Annotated in this window: 15 protein-coding genes; 8 read left to right on the top strand and 7 right to left on the bottom strand. The window is 72.3% G+C overall.

The genetic code is table 11. The annotated features are described in order from the left end of the window. Positions 1–28 precede the first annotated feature (28 nt). Entirely contained in the window at positions 29–403 is a 375-nt protein-coding gene (locus tag NUV38_RS02265) for a hypothetical protein (protein ID WP_257727560.1), read from the bottom strand. A 106-nt stretch (positions 404–509) separates the two neighbouring features. On the opposite strand from NUV38_RS02265, the gene NUV38_RS02260 reads away from it, so the two are divergent. Then, positions 510–1,523, top strand: coding sequence for a PHP domain-containing protein (locus NUV38_RS02260; RefSeq protein ID WP_257727559.1), 1,014 nt, complete (start codon positions 510–512; stop codon positions 1,521–1,523). Positions 1,524–1,556: 33 nt separating this feature from the next. Here the strand turns inward: NUV38_RS02260 and NUV38_RS02255 are convergent, their stop codons facing one another. The 3 genes from NUV38_RS02255 to NUV38_RS02245 form a co-directional block, all read right to left on the bottom strand. Continuing rightward, entirely contained in the window at positions 1,557–1,928 is a 372-nt protein-coding gene (locus tag NUV38_RS02255; protein ID WP_257727558.1) for a hypothetical protein, read from the bottom strand. 19 nt (positions 1,929–1,947) lie between these two features. After that, positions 1,948–2,682 carry a hypothetical protein gene (locus NUV38_RS02250; protein WP_257727557.1) on the bottom strand — a complete coding sequence of 245 codons (735 nt, stop codon included), beginning with the start codon at positions 2,680–2,682 and terminating at the stop codon, positions 1,948–1,950. Positions 2,683–3,614: 932 nt separating this feature from the next. Continuing rightward, complete coding sequence (locus tag NUV38_RS02245; RefSeq protein ID WP_257727556.1) at positions 3,615–4,097, bottom strand: flavodoxin family protein; 483 nt, start codon at positions 4,095–4,097, stop codon at positions 3,615–3,617. 191 nt (positions 4,098–4,288) lie between these two features. Here NUV38_RS02245 and NUV38_RS02240 point away from each other — a divergent pair, with 191 nt between their 5' ends. The 5 genes from NUV38_RS02240 (at position 4,289) to NUV38_RS02220 (ending at position 9,677) form a co-directional block, all read left to right on the top strand. After that, the gene (locus tag NUV38_RS02240) at positions 4,289–4,435 is read left to right on the top strand and encodes a hypothetical protein (protein WP_257727555.1); all 147 of its coding nucleotides are present in this window, start codon (positions 4,289–4,291) and stop codon (positions 4,433–4,435) included. A 37-nt stretch (positions 4,436–4,472) separates the two neighbouring features. Next, on the top strand, positions 4,473–5,183 hold the full coding sequence (gene aqpZ, locus NUV38_RS02235) for an aquaporin Z (protein WP_257727554.1): 711 nt from the start codon (positions 4,473–4,475) through the stop codon (positions 5,181–5,183). Between the two features lie 121 nt (positions 5,184–5,304). Further along, on the top strand, positions 5,305–6,246 hold the full coding sequence (locus NUV38_RS02230; RefSeq protein ID WP_257727553.1) for a MoxR family ATPase: 942 nt from the start codon (positions 5,305–5,307) through the stop codon (positions 6,244–6,246). Positions 6,247–6,268: 22 nt separating this feature from the next. Beyond that, positions 6,269–7,513: a DUF58 domain-containing protein gene (locus NUV38_RS02225; protein WP_257727552.1), complete on the top strand. Its 1,245-nt coding sequence runs from the start codon at positions 6,269–6,271 to the stop codon at positions 7,511–7,513. A 19-nt stretch (positions 7,514–7,532) separates the two neighbouring features. Continuing rightward, complete coding sequence (locus NUV38_RS02220; RefSeq protein WP_257727551.1) at positions 7,533–9,677, top strand: DUF3488 and transglutaminase-like domain-containing protein; 2,145 nt, start codon at positions 7,533–7,535, stop codon at positions 9,675–9,677. Between the two features lie 115 nt (positions 9,678–9,792). Here the strand turns inward: NUV38_RS02220 and NUV38_RS02215 are convergent, their stop codons facing one another. Together NUV38_RS02215 and NUV38_RS02210 are read right to left on the bottom strand one after the other, a co-directional pair. Beyond that, entirely contained in the window at positions 9,793–11,247 is a 1,455-nt protein-coding gene (locus tag NUV38_RS02215) for an AMP-binding protein (RefSeq protein ID WP_257727550.1), read from the bottom strand. Beyond that, complete coding sequence (locus NUV38_RS02210; protein ID WP_257727549.1) at positions 11,244–12,587, bottom strand: SLC13 family permease; 1,344 nt, start codon at positions 12,585–12,587, stop codon at positions 11,244–11,246. The genes NUV38_RS02215 and NUV38_RS02210 overlap by 4 nt, the downstream gene beginning before the upstream one ends. A gap of 114 nt (positions 12,588–12,701) precedes the next feature. On the opposite strand from NUV38_RS02210, the gene NUV38_RS02205 reads away from it, so the two are divergent. Further along, positions 12,702–13,439: an IclR family transcriptional regulator gene (locus NUV38_RS02205; protein WP_257727548.1), complete on the top strand. Its 738-nt coding sequence runs from the start codon at positions 12,702–12,704 to the stop codon at positions 13,437–13,439. A gap of 4 nt (positions 13,440–13,443) precedes the next feature. Here the strand turns inward: NUV38_RS02205 and NUV38_RS02200 are convergent, their stop codons facing one another. Then, the gene (locus NUV38_RS02200) at positions 13,444–14,481 is read right to left on the bottom strand and encodes a glutathione S-transferase C-terminal domain-containing protein (RefSeq protein ID WP_257727547.1); all 1,038 of its coding nucleotides are present in this window, start codon (positions 14,479–14,481) and stop codon (positions 13,444–13,446) included. A gap of 260 nt (positions 14,482–14,741) precedes the next feature. Here NUV38_RS02200 and leuA point away from each other — a divergent pair, with 260 nt between their 5' ends. Then, positions 14,742–16,448, top strand: coding sequence for a 2-isopropylmalate synthase (gene leuA / locus NUV38_RS02195; RefSeq protein WP_257727605.1), 1,707 nt, complete (start codon positions 14,742–14,744; stop codon positions 16,446–16,448). Positions 16,449–16,486: the final 38 nt, after the last annotated feature.

Raw genomic sequence — 16,486 nt, 5'->3', positions numbered from 1 at the left:
GACCGTACCGGGCCGGTGCCCGTAGGGCTCAGCTGTAGAAGCTCTTGCGCTTCGTCGTGCAGCTGGGGTTGGCGTTCGTCGTGCAGTCGCGCAGCACGAGGGTGTAGGCGCGGTCCTCCGGGATGCTGAGGTTGCGGGTGCACGACCACGAACCGTCGTTGTTGCCGACCTTGAAGCGGGAGGCCACGGTCGTGCCGTCCTTGCGGATGAGGGCCTCGGCGTAGAACGTGCTGCCCAGCGTCCCCTCGACCCGGACGCACAGCTGATCGGTGACGTCGACGTACTTGGCGGCCGAGAACGTGCCGGTGATCACCGGGTTGTCGGCCTGGGCGGGCGCGGCGCCGAGTGCGAGCGTGAGTCCCACGGCAGCGGTCGCGGCGAGGACGGTGCGGATCGTGGTCATGTGTTCCCCCGAACATGGACGTGTTTCCCACACCCTGGCACGGTGTGCGGCAACGGGGAAGGGCCCATGGCTGGCAGATGCACGCTGGTCGCGACACGATGGCGCCATGGACCCGGTGGCGGCGCTCGACGAGATCGGCTTCTGGCTGGAGCGTGCTCGGGGGTCGAGCTACCGGGTCGAGGCCTTCCGCAAGGCTGCGCGGACGCTCGCCTCGCGTGACGACGTCGAGCAGCTGGCCTCGGCCGGTCGGTTGCGCACGGTCGACGGCATCGGCGAACGGACGGCCGGTGTGGTGCTGGAGGCGCTGCAGGGGAGGGTTCCGGCCTACCTCGCCGAGCTGCGGGAGCAGGGCGACGGCCCGCTCGTCCCGGGCGGCGAGCAGGTGCGGGCAGCGCTGCGCGGCGACCTGCACGCCCACACCGACTGGTCCGACGGTGGCTCGCCGCTCGAGCTGATGGCTCGCACGGCGGCTCGGCTCGGGCACGAGTACCTCGCGATCACCGACCACTCGCCACGCCTGACCGTCGCGAACGGGCTGACGGCCGACCGGCTCGAGGCGCAGCTGGAGCTCCTCGCCGAGGTCGACGCCGAGGTCGACGGCGTCCGTGTCCTCTCCGGCATCGAGGTCGACATCCTCAAGGACGGGTCGCTCGACCAGGACGTCGCCCTGCTCGACCGGCTGGACGTCGTGGTGGCGAGCGTGCACTCGGACCTGCGGGCCGACAGCATCGCGATGACGCGGCGGATGCTCGGCGCGGTGCGGCACCCGGCCACGGACGTGCTCGGCCACTGCACCGGCCGGCTCGTGGAGGGCTCGCGCGGCAAGCGGCCGCAGAGCCGGTTCGACGCCAAGCGCGTGTTCGCCGCCTGCGCCGAGCACGACGTGGCCGTCGAGATCAACGCCCGTCCCGAGCGTGCGGACCCGCCGGACGACCTGGTGGCGCTGGCGCTCGACGCCGGCTGCCTGTTCAGCATCGACTCCGACGCGCACGCCCCCGGTCAGCTCGACTTCCTGGACCACGGCTGTGCCCGTGCCGCCGCACTGGGCGTGCCCACCGATCGCATCGTCAACACGTGGCCCGTCGACGACCTGCTCGCCTGGACGTCGCGCCGCGCCTGACCGGACCCGGGTTCGTCGCCGCGAGCAGCGCGGTCAGAGCGGCGCGGACCCGGCCGCCTCGCACACCCCGGAAGTGGCAGCGAGGATCCGGAGGTAGTCGGCGTGCACCGCGGCCGGATCCGCCTCGGTCGGCGCCTCGGCCACCGCCGCCGCGGCCCGGGCGAGTGGACGCAGCTCGGCGGCGTCGGACGTCGACAGGGTGTCGGCCTCGGCCGAGAGGTCCTCGGCGAACGCGCGCATCGCCGCGACGTCGTCACGTGCGACGTCACGGGCCACGTGCTCCTCGACGAGGTCGCACCCCGCTGCGAGGGGATCGGCGCCAGCGGCCGCGTCCTCGTCGGCGTCCGTCGAGCATCCCGTCAGCAGCACGACGACCGCGAGCGTGGCCCACGTCCTGGACGTCATCGTCGTCGTGAGCCGGGGCTCACAGGTGCGCGGCGAGGGTGCGGGCGTCGCGTGGCGAGACGGGGTCGGGGACGCGGCCGGTGACCTCGTCGTAGACGTCGACCAGCTCGCCGAGGTCGCGGACCATGCGACGAGCACGGGCCTGGCCGTCGGCGCAGTCGGCGCGGCACTCGCCGGCGGCCACGCGGTGCGCGACGGCGAGCGTGGCGAGGGACCACGCCTCGGGGGCGGTCAGGTCAGGGTTCGCGGCGAACGCCATGATGCGCGAGGCGTTGCGGTGGTGGTCGGCGTGGTCCTCGTCGAGGTCGCCCTCGCGGCTCGGGGTCGTCCGCGCGACCTCCCAGGCCGCGGCCACCTGCTCGACGTCCATGCTGTCGTGGAGGTCACCGTCGTGGGAGTCGAGCAGTGCGAGCGCGTGGTCCGCGTAGCCCTGCGCACCGGCCCGTGCCGTGGGGTCGACGAGCCGCAGCACCTGGCGGGCCTGGGCCAGCCGCAGGCGGGTCCGCAGCTCCACCGAGTCCTCGCTCGTGCCGAAGAGGCGTCCGACGAGCGGGACCAGATGGTGGCGGTCGGCGTCGCTGGACAGGTCGTTCGTCACCCTCGCCTCGTGCGCGAGCAGCGGATGGGTGCACTCCGGGCGGTCGCTCCACGGCTCTCCCGCGAGCACCGAGACGTACTCCATGACACACGCCTCGCCGGCCTCGGCGTCGTGCGCACCGGCCGTGAGCGTGGGCAGTCCCGTGGGGAGCGTCATGCCTCCATGATCCCAGGAGAGGCAAGGGTCGGCGCGTCGTCCTGCGGTGGCACCTCGGCCGGGTCTTCGCTCGCTGCTACGTCGCTCCGGCTGGGTCTTCGCCTGCGGCTGCGTCGCTCGGGTGGGACTTCGCGTGCTGCTGCGTCGCTCGGGTGGGACTTCGCGTGCTGCTGCGTCGCTCGGGTGGGACTTCGCTTGGGGCTGCGTCGCTGTGGCGGCGAGTCGGGTCGGTCTCCGAAAGGGCCTCGACCGGCAGACGGGTCCGGGGTCGAGCGAGCACTCGGAGCGCGGCGCGGGGGGACGCAAGGTTCTGCGTTCGTGCATGAGGGGGCGAAGGATGCTGCGTTCGCTACGGGATCCGGTCGTGAACGCAGCATCGTTCGGGCTTCTGCACGCGAAGGCAGAATCGTGCGTCCGATGGGGCGATGGTGCGCGGCGGTGAGGCAGGGATTCTCCCTTCTCGTGGACCGTTCCACGACGATGGAGAATCACTGCCTCTACGGGGCCAAAGTCGTCGCCATGATGCTTCCTTCGCGAGGCACGGTCCACGCGAAGGAAGAATCGTGCGTGGATCCCGCACAGAGGGAGAACCGTGGCCGCGCCCCGCAGACCCGCTCGAGCCAAGACCCACCGCTCCGGTCGAGGCCCTTTCGGAGGCCGACCCACTCGGCGTCACAGCGACGCAGCGCCGCGCACAGACCGACCGCAGCGACGCAGCAGCAAGGAAAGACCCACCGCAGCGACGCAGCAGCAAGGACAGACCCGCCGCAGCGACGCAGCACCGCGCGAAGACCCACCGCAGCACCGCGGAAAGACCCACCGCAGCGACGCAGCAGCAAGAACAGACCCACCCGCAGCGACGCAGCAGCACGGGAGAGCCCAGCCGGGCGACGCAGCAGCGAGCGAAGGCCCACGGAGCGGTCGGGAGCGCGTCAGTCGCTCAGCAGGGCGGCGAGCGTCGCGCCCACCTCGTACGCGGCGCCGAGGTGGTCGTCGTCGACGTCACCCAGGACCTGCAGGGGCTCGGCGGCCTGGCGCCAGGGGAGGGCCTCGGCGATCGAGCGCAGCGAGCGCACGGCGCCCTCGGTGTCGTAGCGGCCGTGCACCACGAGCGCGTAGGGGAGCCGACCCAAGGCGGGTGCGCCCCCACCGTCGTCGGAGAGTGCGCCGCCGATGTCGAGGAAGGTCCGGTCGAACAGGTCCTTCACGAGCCCCGACATGTAGCCGAAGTTCGCCGGGCACAGCACCACGACGCCGTCGGCGGCGAGCACGTCCGCGGCCGACGTCTCGTCGGGAGCCAGCGCCCGCACCTCGACACCCTCGATCGCGTCGTCGTTCGCACCCGCGACGACGGCGTCGCCGAGCGCCGCGGTGCCACGGGTGGGGGTGTGCCGCACCACCAGGAGCGTGGTCACCGCGTCACGTCCGTCTCGAGGCGGGCTTCGCTGCGCATCGCCCCAGTCTTGCCCGGCCGACTGTCCGGCGCCAACGCCGGGTGGTGCGCACAGCCCGGTGATCCAGGTCATAGCGGGCCGTGCGTGACGAATCACCCCTTCGACCCCACTCACTGATGTCCACCCAACCCCGCGACGACTGGAGACCTCCCATGGCCCGACCCAAGCGCAACGCCTTCGCCCTGCTCGGCTGGATCGTCTGGAAGCTGCTCGCGCTCGTCGGGCTGCCGATGGCCAAGCGGAAGCTCGAGGAGAGCAACCGGAACCGCAGCCTCACCCGCCGCCGCGGACGCCGCTGACACGTCTGCCACCGACGCACCAACGAGAGGAGCTGCCGTGAGCAGCACGACCCCGCCCACCACCGCCCAACGCCTCGGCGCCGAAGGTCTCGGCACCTTCTGGCTCGTCCTCGGCGGTTGCGGCACCGCCGTCCTCGCCGGCAAGGAGGTCGGGACCGTCGGTGTCGCGCTGGCGTTCGGCCTGACCGTGCTGACCGGCGCCTACGCCTTCGGCCCCGTCTCCGGCGGCCACTTCAACCCGGCCGTGTCCGTCGGCCTGGCGGCGGCTCGCCGGCTCGCGTGGAAGGACGTCCCCGCCTACGTCGTGGCCCAGGTCGTCGGTGCCACCGCGGCCGGTGCCGTCCTGCTGGCCATCGCGCACGGCAAGCCCGGCTTCGACGCCGTGACCTCCGGCTTCGCGACCAACGGCTTCGGTGACCGCTCGCCCGGCGGCTACGGTCTCTGGGCCGTGGTGGCCACCGAGGTCGTCCTCACCGCCTTCTTCCTCTTCGTGATCCTCGGTGCGTCGGCCAAGCGGGCCGCGGTCGGCTTCTCCGGCGTGGCGATCGGTCTGGCGTTGACCCTCATCCACCTGGTGAGCATCCCGGTGAGCAACACCTCGGTGAACCCCGCCCGGTCGCTCGGCGTCGCCTGGTTCGCCGGTGGCGACGCCCTCGCCCAGGTGTGGGTGTTCGTCCTGGCGCCCGTCGTGGGCGCCGTCGTCGCGGGCATCGCGCACGCCACGCTGCTCGGCGACGAGGAGGCCTGAGCGACGCGACGGCCTGCGGCGGCGCTGCGATCGGCCCGGGCGGAAACTCTTCGCTCCCGTGCGCCGTTGAGCCATGCAGGGGATGATGGTGCCGTCCCGAGAACCCGACCGAGGGAGTCCCATGGACGACGCTCGCGCCGCCGCTCGTCGCGTGCTGGCCAACATCGAGTCCGTCGTCGACGGCAAGCCCGAGGCGGTCGAGGCCGCCCTCGTGGTGCTGCTCGCCGAGGGACACCTGCTGATCGAGGACGTCCCCGGCGTCGGCAAGACGGTCCTCGCCCGAGCCCTCGCACGCAGCGTCGACGGATCCGTGCGGCGGATCCAGTTCACCCCCGACCTGCTGCCCTCCGACATCACCGGTGTCTCGGCCTACAACCAGCAGCGCGGGGAGTTCGAGTTCAAGCCCGGTGCCGTCTTCGCGAACATCGTCATCGGCGACGAGATCAACCGGGCGTCGCCCAAGACCCAGTCGGCGCTGCTCGAGGCGATGGAGGAGCGGCAGGTCACGGTCGACGGCCACACCCACCCCCTCGCAGCGCCGTTCAGCGTGATCGCCACACAGAACCCGTACGAGATGGAGGGGACGTACGCCCTCCCCGAGGCCCAGCGTGACCGGTTCACCGCACGCATCTCCATGGGCTACCCCGACGCCGCCGCGGAGCTGGAGATGGTGCGAGACCGCGACGTCGACAACCCGCTCGACCGGCTGCGCCCCGTGGTGACGATCGACGAGGTCCGCGAGATGATCGTCCGCACCCGCGCGGTGTTCGTCTCCGAGGCCGTGGAGCGCTACTGCGTCGACCTGGCCCGGGCCACGCGCGACGACGCCGCCCTGCGGCTCGGCGCCAGCCCACGTGCCACGCTGCAGCTGGTCAGGGCGGCCAAGGCGCGGGCCTTCGTCCACGACCGCGAGTACGTGCTGCCCGACGACGTCGACGCGCTCACGGGCCTGGTGCTGCCGCACCGACTCGTCCCGGCCCGTGGCTCGGCGCCCGTCGAGGAGACCGTGCAGCGGATCCTCGCCGCCACCCCGGTTCCCCAGGGCGCGGTCGAGCCCCGATGAGCCCGCGTCGCTCGAGGACGCCGTGAGGCGCACGTCGCTGCGCAGCTGGTCCTCCGTCCGCCCGACCCCGCGGGGGATCGGCTTCCTGGTGGCGGCCGGCGTGCTGCTGGTCGCCGCGCCCGCACTGTCCCTCCCTGCCCTGCTCAGCGTCTCGGCCATGCTTCTGGGCCTCGTGGTCATGGCCGCCGTCTTCGTGGTCGTGGGGCAGTCGAAGGTCTCGATCGAGCGCACCTTCTCTCCCGAGGTCGTGTCGCCGGGAGCGATGACGACGGCGACCGTCCGGGTCTCGAACCTGTCGGTCCTCCCGGCGCTCGAGGCGCGCTGGGTCGACACGGTCCCGAACGGGCTGAGCGCCGAGGCCAGCGGCGTGCTCCCGGCCCTCGGCGGCAGCCGCACGCGCCGGTCCCAGGTCAGGTTCCGGTACTCCGTGCAGGGACTGCGACGTGGACGGCACGCGATCGGTCCGTTGCGCGTCGAGGTGGTCGATCCCTTCGGCCTGGTGCTGCGGCGCCACTCGTTCGGTGGTGCGCAGGACCTCGTGGTGCTGCCGCGCCGGCACACCTTGTGGCCATTGGCCCCGCACGGTGCCGACCACGACGGTGCCAGCCGCGCAGCACCCCAGAACGCCGGCATCGGCGAGGACGACGTGGTCGCCCGCTCCTACATGCCCGGCGACGCCCTCAAGCGCATGCACTGGAAGGCGACCGCCCATCGAGGCGAGCTGATGGTGCGCCAGGAGGAGCAGCAGGTGAACCCGCGCGCCGGTCTGGTCCTCGAGACGCGTGCCGGGTCCCACGCGACCGGGCGGGACGGCGGTGACTGGGTGTACTCCCCGGAGCTGGAGTGGGCGGTCAGCGCCACCGCGTCCGTGCTCGGGCACCTGGTCCGGGTCGGCTACGCCGTCGCGGTCCGCGCCACGGGCAGCGCCGTCGACCGCGTGCTCGACGACGGGGACGTGCTCGACGACGCGCTGGTCGACCTCGCCGTGCTCGAGCCGTCCACCGCGCCGACCCTCGACGGGATCGATCCCGGCGAGCGGACCGTCTTCGCCGTGCTCGGTCGGCCCGACACCGATCGCGCGGCCGAGTGGGTCGACGCGCTCTCGCACGCCACCACGGTGCTGGCGCTCGTCGGAGCGGGCACGCGTGACGCCGCCCTCGACGTGCTCTCGGCCGCAGGGTGGCGCTTCGTCACGTACACGGCCCAGGACGACGTCGCCGAGCTCTGGTCGGACCTGGGGGTGAGCCGGTCCCGTGCTGCGTCCTGAAGCCTCCACCCGACGGGCCGTGACCGCGGCTCGTCGTCGACCCTGGCTCGAGCACCTGCTGGTGCTCGGGGCGCTCGCCGCGCTGCTCCTCGGCTACACGACGGTCGTGGAGGGGCGCGACTGGTGGGTGACGACGACGCTCGTGGCCGGGCTCGTCGCCCTGGTGTGCGGGGTGCTCGGGTCGGTGGCGCCACGGCTGGCGGTCCCGGTCGGGGCGGTCGTGCTGGTGCTGGTGCTGGGGTGGGTCTTCGTGCCGGAGACCTTCGCCGGTGTCGTGCCCACCGCATCGACCCTGACCGCGCTGTGGTCGTCGCTCGAGCGCGCCCAGGTCCTGGTCATGGAGGAGGCCGCCCCGGCAGCGGCCGCCCGGCCCATCGTCCTGCTGCTCGCCGGGGCGTTCGGCGCACTGGTCCTGCTGGTGGAGCTGCTGCTGCGACTGCGCCACGGTGCCCTGCTCGTCGGCGCGATCCTGGTCTCGGTCTACGCGGCGCCTGCGCTGGTGTCGGGCCAGACGCCCTCGGTGTGGCTCTTCGTCGTTCCGGCCGCCCTGTGGCTCGTGCTGCTGCGGGTCCGCACGCAGAGCGCGGCCCGCGGCTGGTCCACGGTGGTCCCCGCCCTCGGGCTTGGAGGGTCGGCCCTGCTCGTCGGCGTGTTGCTCCCGCCGGTCATGCCCGACGTCACCGCCGTGGCCAAGCCTTGGGGCGAGCCGCCGCCGCAGGTGTTCGGACGCGGCATCAACCCGATGCTCCAGCTCGGCCAGAACCTGCGCCGCAACAGCTCGGCGGTGGCAGCCACGTACACCACCACGCTCGACAGCCCGCCCTACCTGAAGGTCGCCGTGCTCCGCGACTTCGAGGGACGCACGTGGCGCCCCGCCCGGTCGCAGGCGGGCGATGCGTTCGAGAGCCGCATCGCCATCGACGACGACATCCCCACGACCGAGGCGACGACCCGCGTGCGCATCGACGAGCTGCGCAGCACCATGCTCCCCGTGCCGTACCCGGCACTCGACATCGACGGGCTGCGGGGGGCGTGGACCTATCAGCGGGCGGGGCTGACGGTCACCTCCCGCTCCGCCACCACCGTGGGCCAGGACTACTCCGTCACCAGCCTCGACCGGCAGCCGACGGCCGAGCAGATGCGCGCCCTGTCCACCGGCGCCGGCGTCGGGGCGTCGCTGCAGACGTACCTCAGCCTGCCCGGCGACGTGCCGGCCGTGGTGGGCGACACCGCGCGAGAGGTCACCGCCGGTGCCACCAACGACTACGACCGGGCGGTCGCGGTCCAGGACTACCTGCGCGACAACTTCGTCTACTCCGAGACCGCGCCGGTGGCCGAGGACTACGACGGCAACGGTGTGCGCGTCCTGGAGACGTTCCTGGAGGAGAAGGCCGGGTACTGCGTGCACTTCTCCTCGGCCATGGCCGTCATGGCCCGTGAGCTGGGCATCCCCTCGCGCATCGCCGTCGGGTACGCGCCGGGCCAGGCGGTCGGCAACGACGACGACGGCAACGCCGTGTACGAGGTCACCTCCGACGACCTGCACGCGTGGCCCGAGCTGTACTTCGACGGCGTGGGCTGGGTGGGCTTCGAGCCGACGCCCGGGGTCGGCGCACGGACCGGGTTCGAGGAGCCCGACGCACCGGAGTCGGACACGAGCGACGACACGACGGACGAGTCGACGCCGCAGCGGCAGGCGGACGCGGCCGACCGCGGCGGGTCCGTGACGCAGGAGGCCGTGGGGGTCGACGACGCGACCCCGACGGCCCCGCGCACGGCAGCCACGGTGGGTCTCGGGCTGCTCGTCGCCGCCCTGCTGCCCGGTGCGCTGCGGCACGTCCAGCGACGTCGGCGTCTGGGTGGGTCCAGTCCCGACCCGTGGTGGCGCGAGGTCGAGGCGTCCGCGCTCGACGTGGGCCTGGCGGTCCCTGTGGCCGGCACCCCGCGGGGCCTGGCCGACGTCGTCGCTCCGCGGGTCGACCCCGAGGACCTGCGTCGCGTGGTCACCGCGGTGGAGAGGTCGCGGTACGCCCGTCCCGGTACCGACGTCTCCGACGAGCGGGAGAGCGTGCGCCGGGTGGTCGACCAGGTCCGGGAGTCGGGGTCCCGCCTCGAGCGGCTGCGAGCGCGCTTCCTCCCGCGGTCGCTCTGGCGACGCCGCTAGCCGGGTGAGAGGTAGGTGCCGCGCGGAACGGGCGCCTGTATCCGCGACCTATTTACCTCCGCCCAGCGAATGACGCGGGCCACCTACCTCTGACGGCCGATCCGGCGCGCGGACGTCAGGCAGGTTCGCCGTCGCCCGCGGCCGCGTCGAGCAGGGACTTCTTCTGCACCTTGCCCATCGCGTTGCGGGGGAGCGTCTCGACGAACCGGACCTCCCGCGGTCGCTTGTGCCAGGCCAGGTCGTCCGCCACGTGGTCCACCAGGCGGGCGGCCAGCTCGTCGGTCCCGTGCCCCGGGGCCACCACCGTGTAGGCGACGATGCGCTGGCCGAGGTCCTCGTCCGGAAGGCCCAGGACGGCGACCTCCAGCACCTCCGGCACGGCGAGCATCGACGTCTCGATCTCACCGGCCCCGATGCGGTACCCGCCGGACTTGATCAGGTCGACCGACTCGCGCCCGACGATGCGGTGCAGTCCGTGGGCGTCCTTCGTCGCGAGGTCACCGGTCGAGAACCAGCCGTCGGGGGCGAGCACCTCGGCGGTGACCTCGGGCAGGTTCAGGTAGCCGTCGAAGAGCATCGGACCGCTCACCTCGAGCCGGCCGACGGTCTCCCCGTCCGCGGGCACGTCCTGCCCGTCCTCGCCCCGCACCCGCGTGCGAGCGCCCGTCACGGGGACGCCGACCCAGCCGGGACGACGCTCGCCGTCGGCGCGCGTGCTGAGCGTGATCATGGTCTCCGTCATGCCGTACCGCTCGATGAGCGCGTGGCCGGTCAGCTCGCGCAGCCGCTCGAACACGGGGACCGGGAGGGCTGCGCTGCCCGAGACCAGAAGCCGCGCCGGGGCGAGGGCCCGTGCGGCCTCGGGGTCACGGGCGATCCGCGTCCACACGGTGGGCACGCCGAAGTACATCGTCGCGCCGGCGGCGGCGTAGGCGGCAGGAGTGGGTCGTCCGGTGTGCACCACGCGGGACCCGACGTGCAGCGACCCGAGGATGCCGAGCACCAGCCCGTGCGTGTGGAAGAGGGGGAGCCCGTGGGCGACGACGTCGGCGTCGGTCCAGTCCCAGGCGTCGGCGAGCCCCTCGATGCCGGTCCGCAGCGCACGGTGGCTCATGACCACGCCCTTGGGGGCGCCGGTGGTGCCGGAGGTGTAGAGGATGATCGCCGGCGCATCGTCCTGGGCCGGCGTCGGCAGCGCGCCGTCGGCCCACGCCTCGACCTCGGGGAGGGCAAGGACGGGAAGTGCCACTCCATCGCGGGGCGGCCCGACCCAGCAGGTGGCGGCGGAGTCGGCGACCACGTGCGCGATCTCGGCCGAGCCGGCGTCGGGGGGCACCGGGACCACGGGCACGCCGGCGACGAGGCACCCGACCACCGCCACGACCGTGTCGAGGGTGGGCTCGGCGCAGACCGCGACCGGTCCGCCGTCAGGGAGGTCCCGCGCGAGCGCGGCCGCGGCGCCGCGCAGCTCGGACCAGGAGGCGGTCCGGTCGCCCACGCGCAGCGCGTCGGGACGGTCGGGTCGCCGCGTGTCGCGAAGGGCGGCGAGGAAGGTGGTCGCGTCGGTCATGAGAGCACCATCCCAGGCAGGATCAGGGTGAGGGTCAGGGCGACCGGGCCGACGACCACCATGGACAGCCCCCACCGGGTCAGCAGGCTGGTCATCCGGGGCCGCTCGTCGGGGTCGACGGTGGTGGCGACGTACGTCGCGCCCACGGTGGAGAACGGTGAGACGTCGACGATCGACGCGCACACGCCGATCGCGCAGATCATGGCCCACCCGGGGATGCCGCCGTCGGCGATGAGCGGGAGAGCGAGCGGGACCAGCGCGGCGAGCATGCCCGTGGTCGAGGCGAAGGCGGAGATCAGGCCGGCGGCGGCGCAGAGGAGCAGGGCGGCGACGACGGGGGACCCGACCTCGGCGGCGTGCTCGCCGAGCAGGTCGATGACACCCATCTGGGTGAGCACCCCGACGTAGGTGATGATGCCGCCAACCAGCAGGACCGAGCCCCAGTCGATGCGGGTCATCGCGGCCTTGCCCGCGGCGGGGTCGGCGAGGGCGAGCAGTGCGCCGAGCCCGAAGCCGATGACGCCGATGTCGGGATCGAGCCCGACCAGCGCCATGACCACGACCGCGACGACGAGCGCGGCCATGCACACCATCGTCAGGACCTGGTGCGGTGTCGGCCGACCGGGGACGCGTGGAGCGTCGTCGGCGTCGTCCCTCCCGTCCAGGGACAGCGAGGACTGACCGTACTCGGGCAGGGCCGATCCGCGGGCCACCAGCGTGCGCTCGAGGCGGGACTCGCGGCGGTCGCCGCGCCTGCGCGAGAAGAGCGCGTGCGCGACGGCCAGCAGCACGAGGTTGACCACGAGAGCGACGGCGAACAGCAGGAGCGGGCTCAGCTCGATGCCGGCGCTGTCGGCGGTGCCCCACGTGATGATGCCGAAGAGGCTCGTCGGCGCGAAGGCGCCGGCGCTGAGGCCGCAGCCCATCGACAGCGCCATGAGCATGGGGTCGATCCCGCGCTTGCGAGCGATGCTCATGCCCATCGGCGCCATCACGAGACCGCCGAGCGGGGCGCCCATGGCGGAGACGGCCGCGGTCAGCACGAAGAACGTGGAGGGCAGGATCGCGTCGCGGTTCCCGACCTTCGCGAGAGAGGTGTCGATGAGCCAGTCGATGGTGCCGTTGCTGTGGGCGATGCCGAAGAAGTACGTCACCCCGACGAGCAGCACCAGGATGCCGAGGGGGAACCCGGCGACCACCTCCTCGAGGCTCATGTCGGCGAGCCAGAGGCCGACGAGGGCGGCGATCGGGAACAGGACGATGCCGATGTTCACGTTGCGGGCGGCGGCGATGGCGAACACAGCGACGAAGATGCCGAGTGCGACCAGCTGACCGGTCATGGTGCCTCCAGGGTGGGGATCGAAGACAGGAGTCTGGTCCACCTGGTGGACCGATGTGCCGTCTGATGAAATCGGCGTGTAACGTAGAGCACACGACGACGAAGGGCAAGTGTCATGACGACGGCCAGCGTGGTGACGGCGTTCTCGGTCCTGGAGCACGTGGCCCAGCGCCAGCCCGTGGGACTGTCCGAGCTCGCGCGCGCGGCAGGGCTGCCGAAGAGCACGGTGCAGCGATGCCTGCTCACGCTGCAGGAGATCGGGTGGGTCGAGAGCTCGGGGGCCGTGCCGACGCGGTGGTCGATGTCGCTGCGCGCCCTCTCGGTCTGCGGAGGTGCCGGGGCGCGCCAGAGCCTGCGCGACGTGGCGCTGCCGATCATGAGCGACCTCCAGCTCGTCACGACCGAGACCGTCCACCTCTGCGCGCCGGACGGCGACGAGCTGGTGCTGCTCGAGAGGCTCGACACCTCGCACGCGCTCCGGGCCTTCCTGCCGCTCGGGGAGCGCATCCCGCTGCATGCCTCGGCCACGGGCCTGGCGTACCTCTCGGCCTGCGACGACGCCGTCGTCGACCACTACCTGGCCGGTCCGCTCGAGCCCCGCACCCCGAGCTCGCTCGTCGACCCCGACGAGATCCGAGCCGAGCTGGTCCGCATCCGAGCACGCGGCTACTCCGTCAACGAGAACGGCCTGTCGAGCGGCATCAGCTCCCTCGGTGCTCCCGTCCTGTCCAGGTCCGGAGTCGTCGGCGCGTTGTCGGTGTCCGGCCCCTCGATCCGTATCGAGCCCTCGAGGTTCACCGAGCTGGGCACCCAGGTGGTCGAGTCGGCGAGACGGCTGAGCCGCCTCCTCTGAGGACTCAGGCCGGGGGAGTCCCGTCGCCGAACGGCGAACCGCCCAGCTCCTCGCGGTGGTGCGCCGTCGTCCACCCGGACAGGTCCGGCCCCTTCGGCACGATGCTCGTGGGGTTGATGTCGGTCTGCACCACGTAGTAGTGCTGCTTGATCTGCTCGAAGTCGGTCGCGTCGCCGAAGCCGGGGGTCTGGTAGAGGTCGCGTGCGTAGCCCCACAGTGCCGGCATGGTGGCGAGCGTCTGGCGGTTGGCCTTGAAGTGCCCGTGGTAGACCGCGTCGAAGCGGGCCAGGGTCGTGAACAACCGCACGTCGGCCTCGGTGATCGAGTCGCCCATGAGGAAGCGACGCGTCGTCAGGCGCTCCTCGAGCCAGTCCAACGCCGTCCAGAGCCGGTCGTACGCGGAGTCGTAGGCCTCCTGCGACCCCGCGAACCCGCATCGGTAGACCCCGTTGTTCACCTCGGTGAAGACGCGGTGCATCACGTCCTCCATCTCGTCGCGCGTGGCCTCGGGCCAGAGGTCGGGAGCGCCGTCGCGGTGGTGGTCGGTCCACTCGAAGAAGAAGTCGTGGGTGATCCACGGGAAGTCGTTCGTGACCACCTGGCCGCTCTCGACCTCGACGACCGCGGGCACGGTGATGCCGCGCGGGTAGTCGGGGTAGCGGGCGAAGAAGGCGTCCTGCAGGCGGGGGATCCCGAGCACGGGATCGACGCCGTCGGGATCGAGGTCGAAGGTCCAGCTGCGCTTGTCGTGGGTGGGGCCTGCCAGGCCGAGCGAGATGGCGTCCTCGAGCCCGAGGAGGCGCCGCACGATGACCGTCCGGGTGGCCCACGGGCACGCGAGCGCGGCGACGAGTCGGTAGCGGCCGGCCTCGACGGGCCACAGGGGAGCGTCCTCGGCCGGGGGCTTGCCCGTGCCGGCCCCGCGGTCGTCCACGGGCTCGCCGCCGGTGCGCGTGATCCGGTCGGGGATGTAGTTCATGTCGCGGTCGAACTCCTGGCCGCTGGTCACGTAGGAGCCGGTCGTGGACTGGTCGCTGCTCATGACCCCAGTCTGGCCGACCTCCGTGGACGCCGCAGCGCGGTGGGGTAGTCTGGATCGTGATGTACGCGAGCCGACTCCTTCTCTGCCGCGTCGAGGTCCACTAGGTCGGGCCCCTCGGCGCGGAGTTCGTCATGCACCGGCCGCACGATGACCCAGACGAACACCCCGAGGAAGAGCCCATCATGACCGAGCCCACCCGCTCCCAGCCCGGCCACCACGGCCTGGCCAACAACGTCGTCTCGCCGCAGAAGACGTCGCCCATGCCGTTCGGCCGCTACCGGCCGTTCGCGCCGATCGACCTGCCCGACCGCACGTGGCCCGCGCAGACCATCACGCAGGCGCCGCGCTGGCTGTCCACCGACCTGCGCGACGGCAACCAGGCCCTCATCGACCCCATGACCCCGGTACGCAAGCGCCGGATGTTCGAGCTGCTCGTGCGCATGGGCTACCAGGAGATCGAGGTCGGGTTCCCGTCAGCGAGCGAGACCGACTTCCAGTTCGTCCGCTCGCTCATCGAGGACGACGTCATCCCCGACGACGTGACGATCTCGGTGCTGACCCAGGCGCGCGAAGACCTGATCGAGCGCACCACGCAGTCGCTGGCCGGCGCGCGACGGGCCAACATCCACCTGTACAACGCTGTCGCGCCGCTGTTCCGACGCGTGGTGTTCAACGCCTCGCGCGACGAGGTGCGGGCCATCGCCACGCGCGGCACGGAGCTGGTCATGAAGCACGCCGAGCAGAACATGTCCGGCACCGCGTTCGGCTACCAGTACAGCCCCGAGATCTTCACGGGCGCCGAGCTGGAGTTCAGCGTCGAGGTCTGCAACGCCGTGATGGACGTCTGGCAGCCCGAGGACGGCCGCGAGATCATCCTCAACCTGCCCGCCACGGTCGAGATGGCCACGCCCAACACCTACGCCGACCAGATCGAGTGGTTCGGCCGCAACGTCCAGCACCGCGAGAACGTGGCCATCAGCCTGCACCCGCACAACGACCGCGGCACGGCCGTCGCGGCCACCGAGCTGGCCATGATGGCCGGCGCCGACCGCGTCGAGGGCTGCCTGTTCGGCCACGGCGAGCGCACCGGCAACGTCGACCTCGTCACCGTCGGCATGAACTTGTTCAGCCAGGGCATCGACCCGCAGATCGACTTCACCGCCGGTGGCATCGGCATCGACGAGGTCCGGCGCACGGTCGAGTACTGCACGAGCCTGCCGGTGCACCCGCGTCACCCGTACGCGGGCGACCTCGTCTACACCGCCTTCTCCGGCTCCCACCAGGACGCCATCAAGAAGGGTCTGGAGGACCTCGACCGCATCGCCGCCGAGCAGGGCGTCGACGTCTCCGAGGTCCCGTGGGAGGCGCCCTACCTGCCGATCGACCCGCACGACGTCGGCCGCACGTACGAGGCCGTCATCCGGGTCAACAGCCAGTCCGGCAAGGGCGGCGTGTCGTACCTGCTGAAGACCGAGCACCAGCTCGACCTGCCGCGACGTCTGCAGATCGAGTTCAGCCGCGTCGTGCAGACGCTCACCGAGGGCGAGGCCGGCGAGATCACCGCCGACGGCATCTGGGCGGCGTTCAGCGGCGAGTACCTCGAGCGCGAGGAGCCCTACTCGCTCGTGACCTTCAGCTCCACCACGTCGGCCGACGGTCACGACCAGCAGGTCGTCGACCTCGTGGTGCGGGGCCAGGAGCGCTCGTTCAAGGGCGAGGGCAACGGCCCGGTCGACGCGTTCGTCGACGGCATGCGCCAGGCCGGGTCCGACATCCGGGTGCTCGACTACACCGAGCACGCGCTGTCGTCCGGTGGTGACGCGCTCGCCGCGGCCTACGTCGAGTGCGAGATCGCCGGCGAGATCGTGTGGGGCGTGGGCATCCACGCCAACATCGTCATGGCCTCGCTGCGCGCGGTCGTGTCGGCCGCCAACCGGGCCGAGGCCACCACGATCCCCACCGCCTGACCGGCACGTCCGGTCGACGCGGTGCACGTCGACGAGCA

Source organism: Aeromicrobium sp. 50.2.37 (assembly GCF_024655735.1).
GTDB lineage: Bacteria > Actinomycetota > Actinomycetes > Propionibacteriales > Nocardioidaceae > Aeromicrobium.
The sequence above is the reverse complement of the archived record's forward strand: the minus strand, read 5'-3'. Positions and strand labels throughout refer to the sequence as shown.

Excerpts from the sequence above, each read along its gene's own strand:
- NUV38_RS02230 (WP_257727553.1), top strand. The coding sequence starts at position 5,305 with ATGGACGACGCTCGCGCCGCCGCTCGTCGCGTGCTGGCCAACATCGAG.
- NUV38_RS02205 (WP_257727548.1), top strand. The coding sequence starts at position 12,702 with ATGACGACGGCCAGCGTGGTGACGGCGTTCTCGGTCCTGGAGCACGTG.
- NUV38_RS02200 (WP_257727547.1), bottom strand. The coding sequence starts at position 14,481 with ATGAGCAGCGACCAGTCCACGACCGGCTCCTACGTGACCAGCGGCCAG.
- leuA (WP_257727605.1), top strand. The coding sequence starts at position 14,742 with ATGCCGTTCGGCCGCTACCGGCCGTTCGCGCCGATCGACCTGCCCGAC.
- NUV38_RS02265 (WP_257727560.1), bottom strand. The coding sequence starts at position 403 with ATGACCACGATCCGCACCGTCCTCGCCGCGACCGCTGCCGTGGGACTC.
- NUV38_RS02250 (WP_257727557.1), bottom strand. The coding sequence starts at position 2,682 with ATGACGCTCCCCACGGGACTGCCCACGCTCACGGCCGGTGCGCACGAC.
- NUV38_RS02255 (WP_257727558.1), bottom strand. The coding sequence starts at position 1,928 with ATGACGTCCAGGACGTGGGCCACGCTCGCGGTCGTCGTGCTGCTGACG.
- NUV38_RS02260 (WP_257727559.1), top strand. The coding sequence starts at position 510 with ATGGACCCGGTGGCGGCGCTCGACGAGATCGGCTTCTGGCTGGAGCGT.
- NUV38_RS02210 (WP_257727549.1), bottom strand. The coding sequence starts at position 12,587 with ATGACCGGTCAGCTGGTCGCACTCGGCATCTTCGTCGCTGTGTTCGCC.
- NUV38_RS02215 (WP_257727550.1), bottom strand. The coding sequence starts at position 11,247 with ATGACCGACGCGACCACCTTCCTCGCCGCCCTTCGCGACACGCGGCGA.
- NUV38_RS02240 (WP_257727555.1), top strand. The coding sequence starts at position 4,289 with ATGGCCCGACCCAAGCGCAACGCCTTCGCCCTGCTCGGCTGGATCGTC.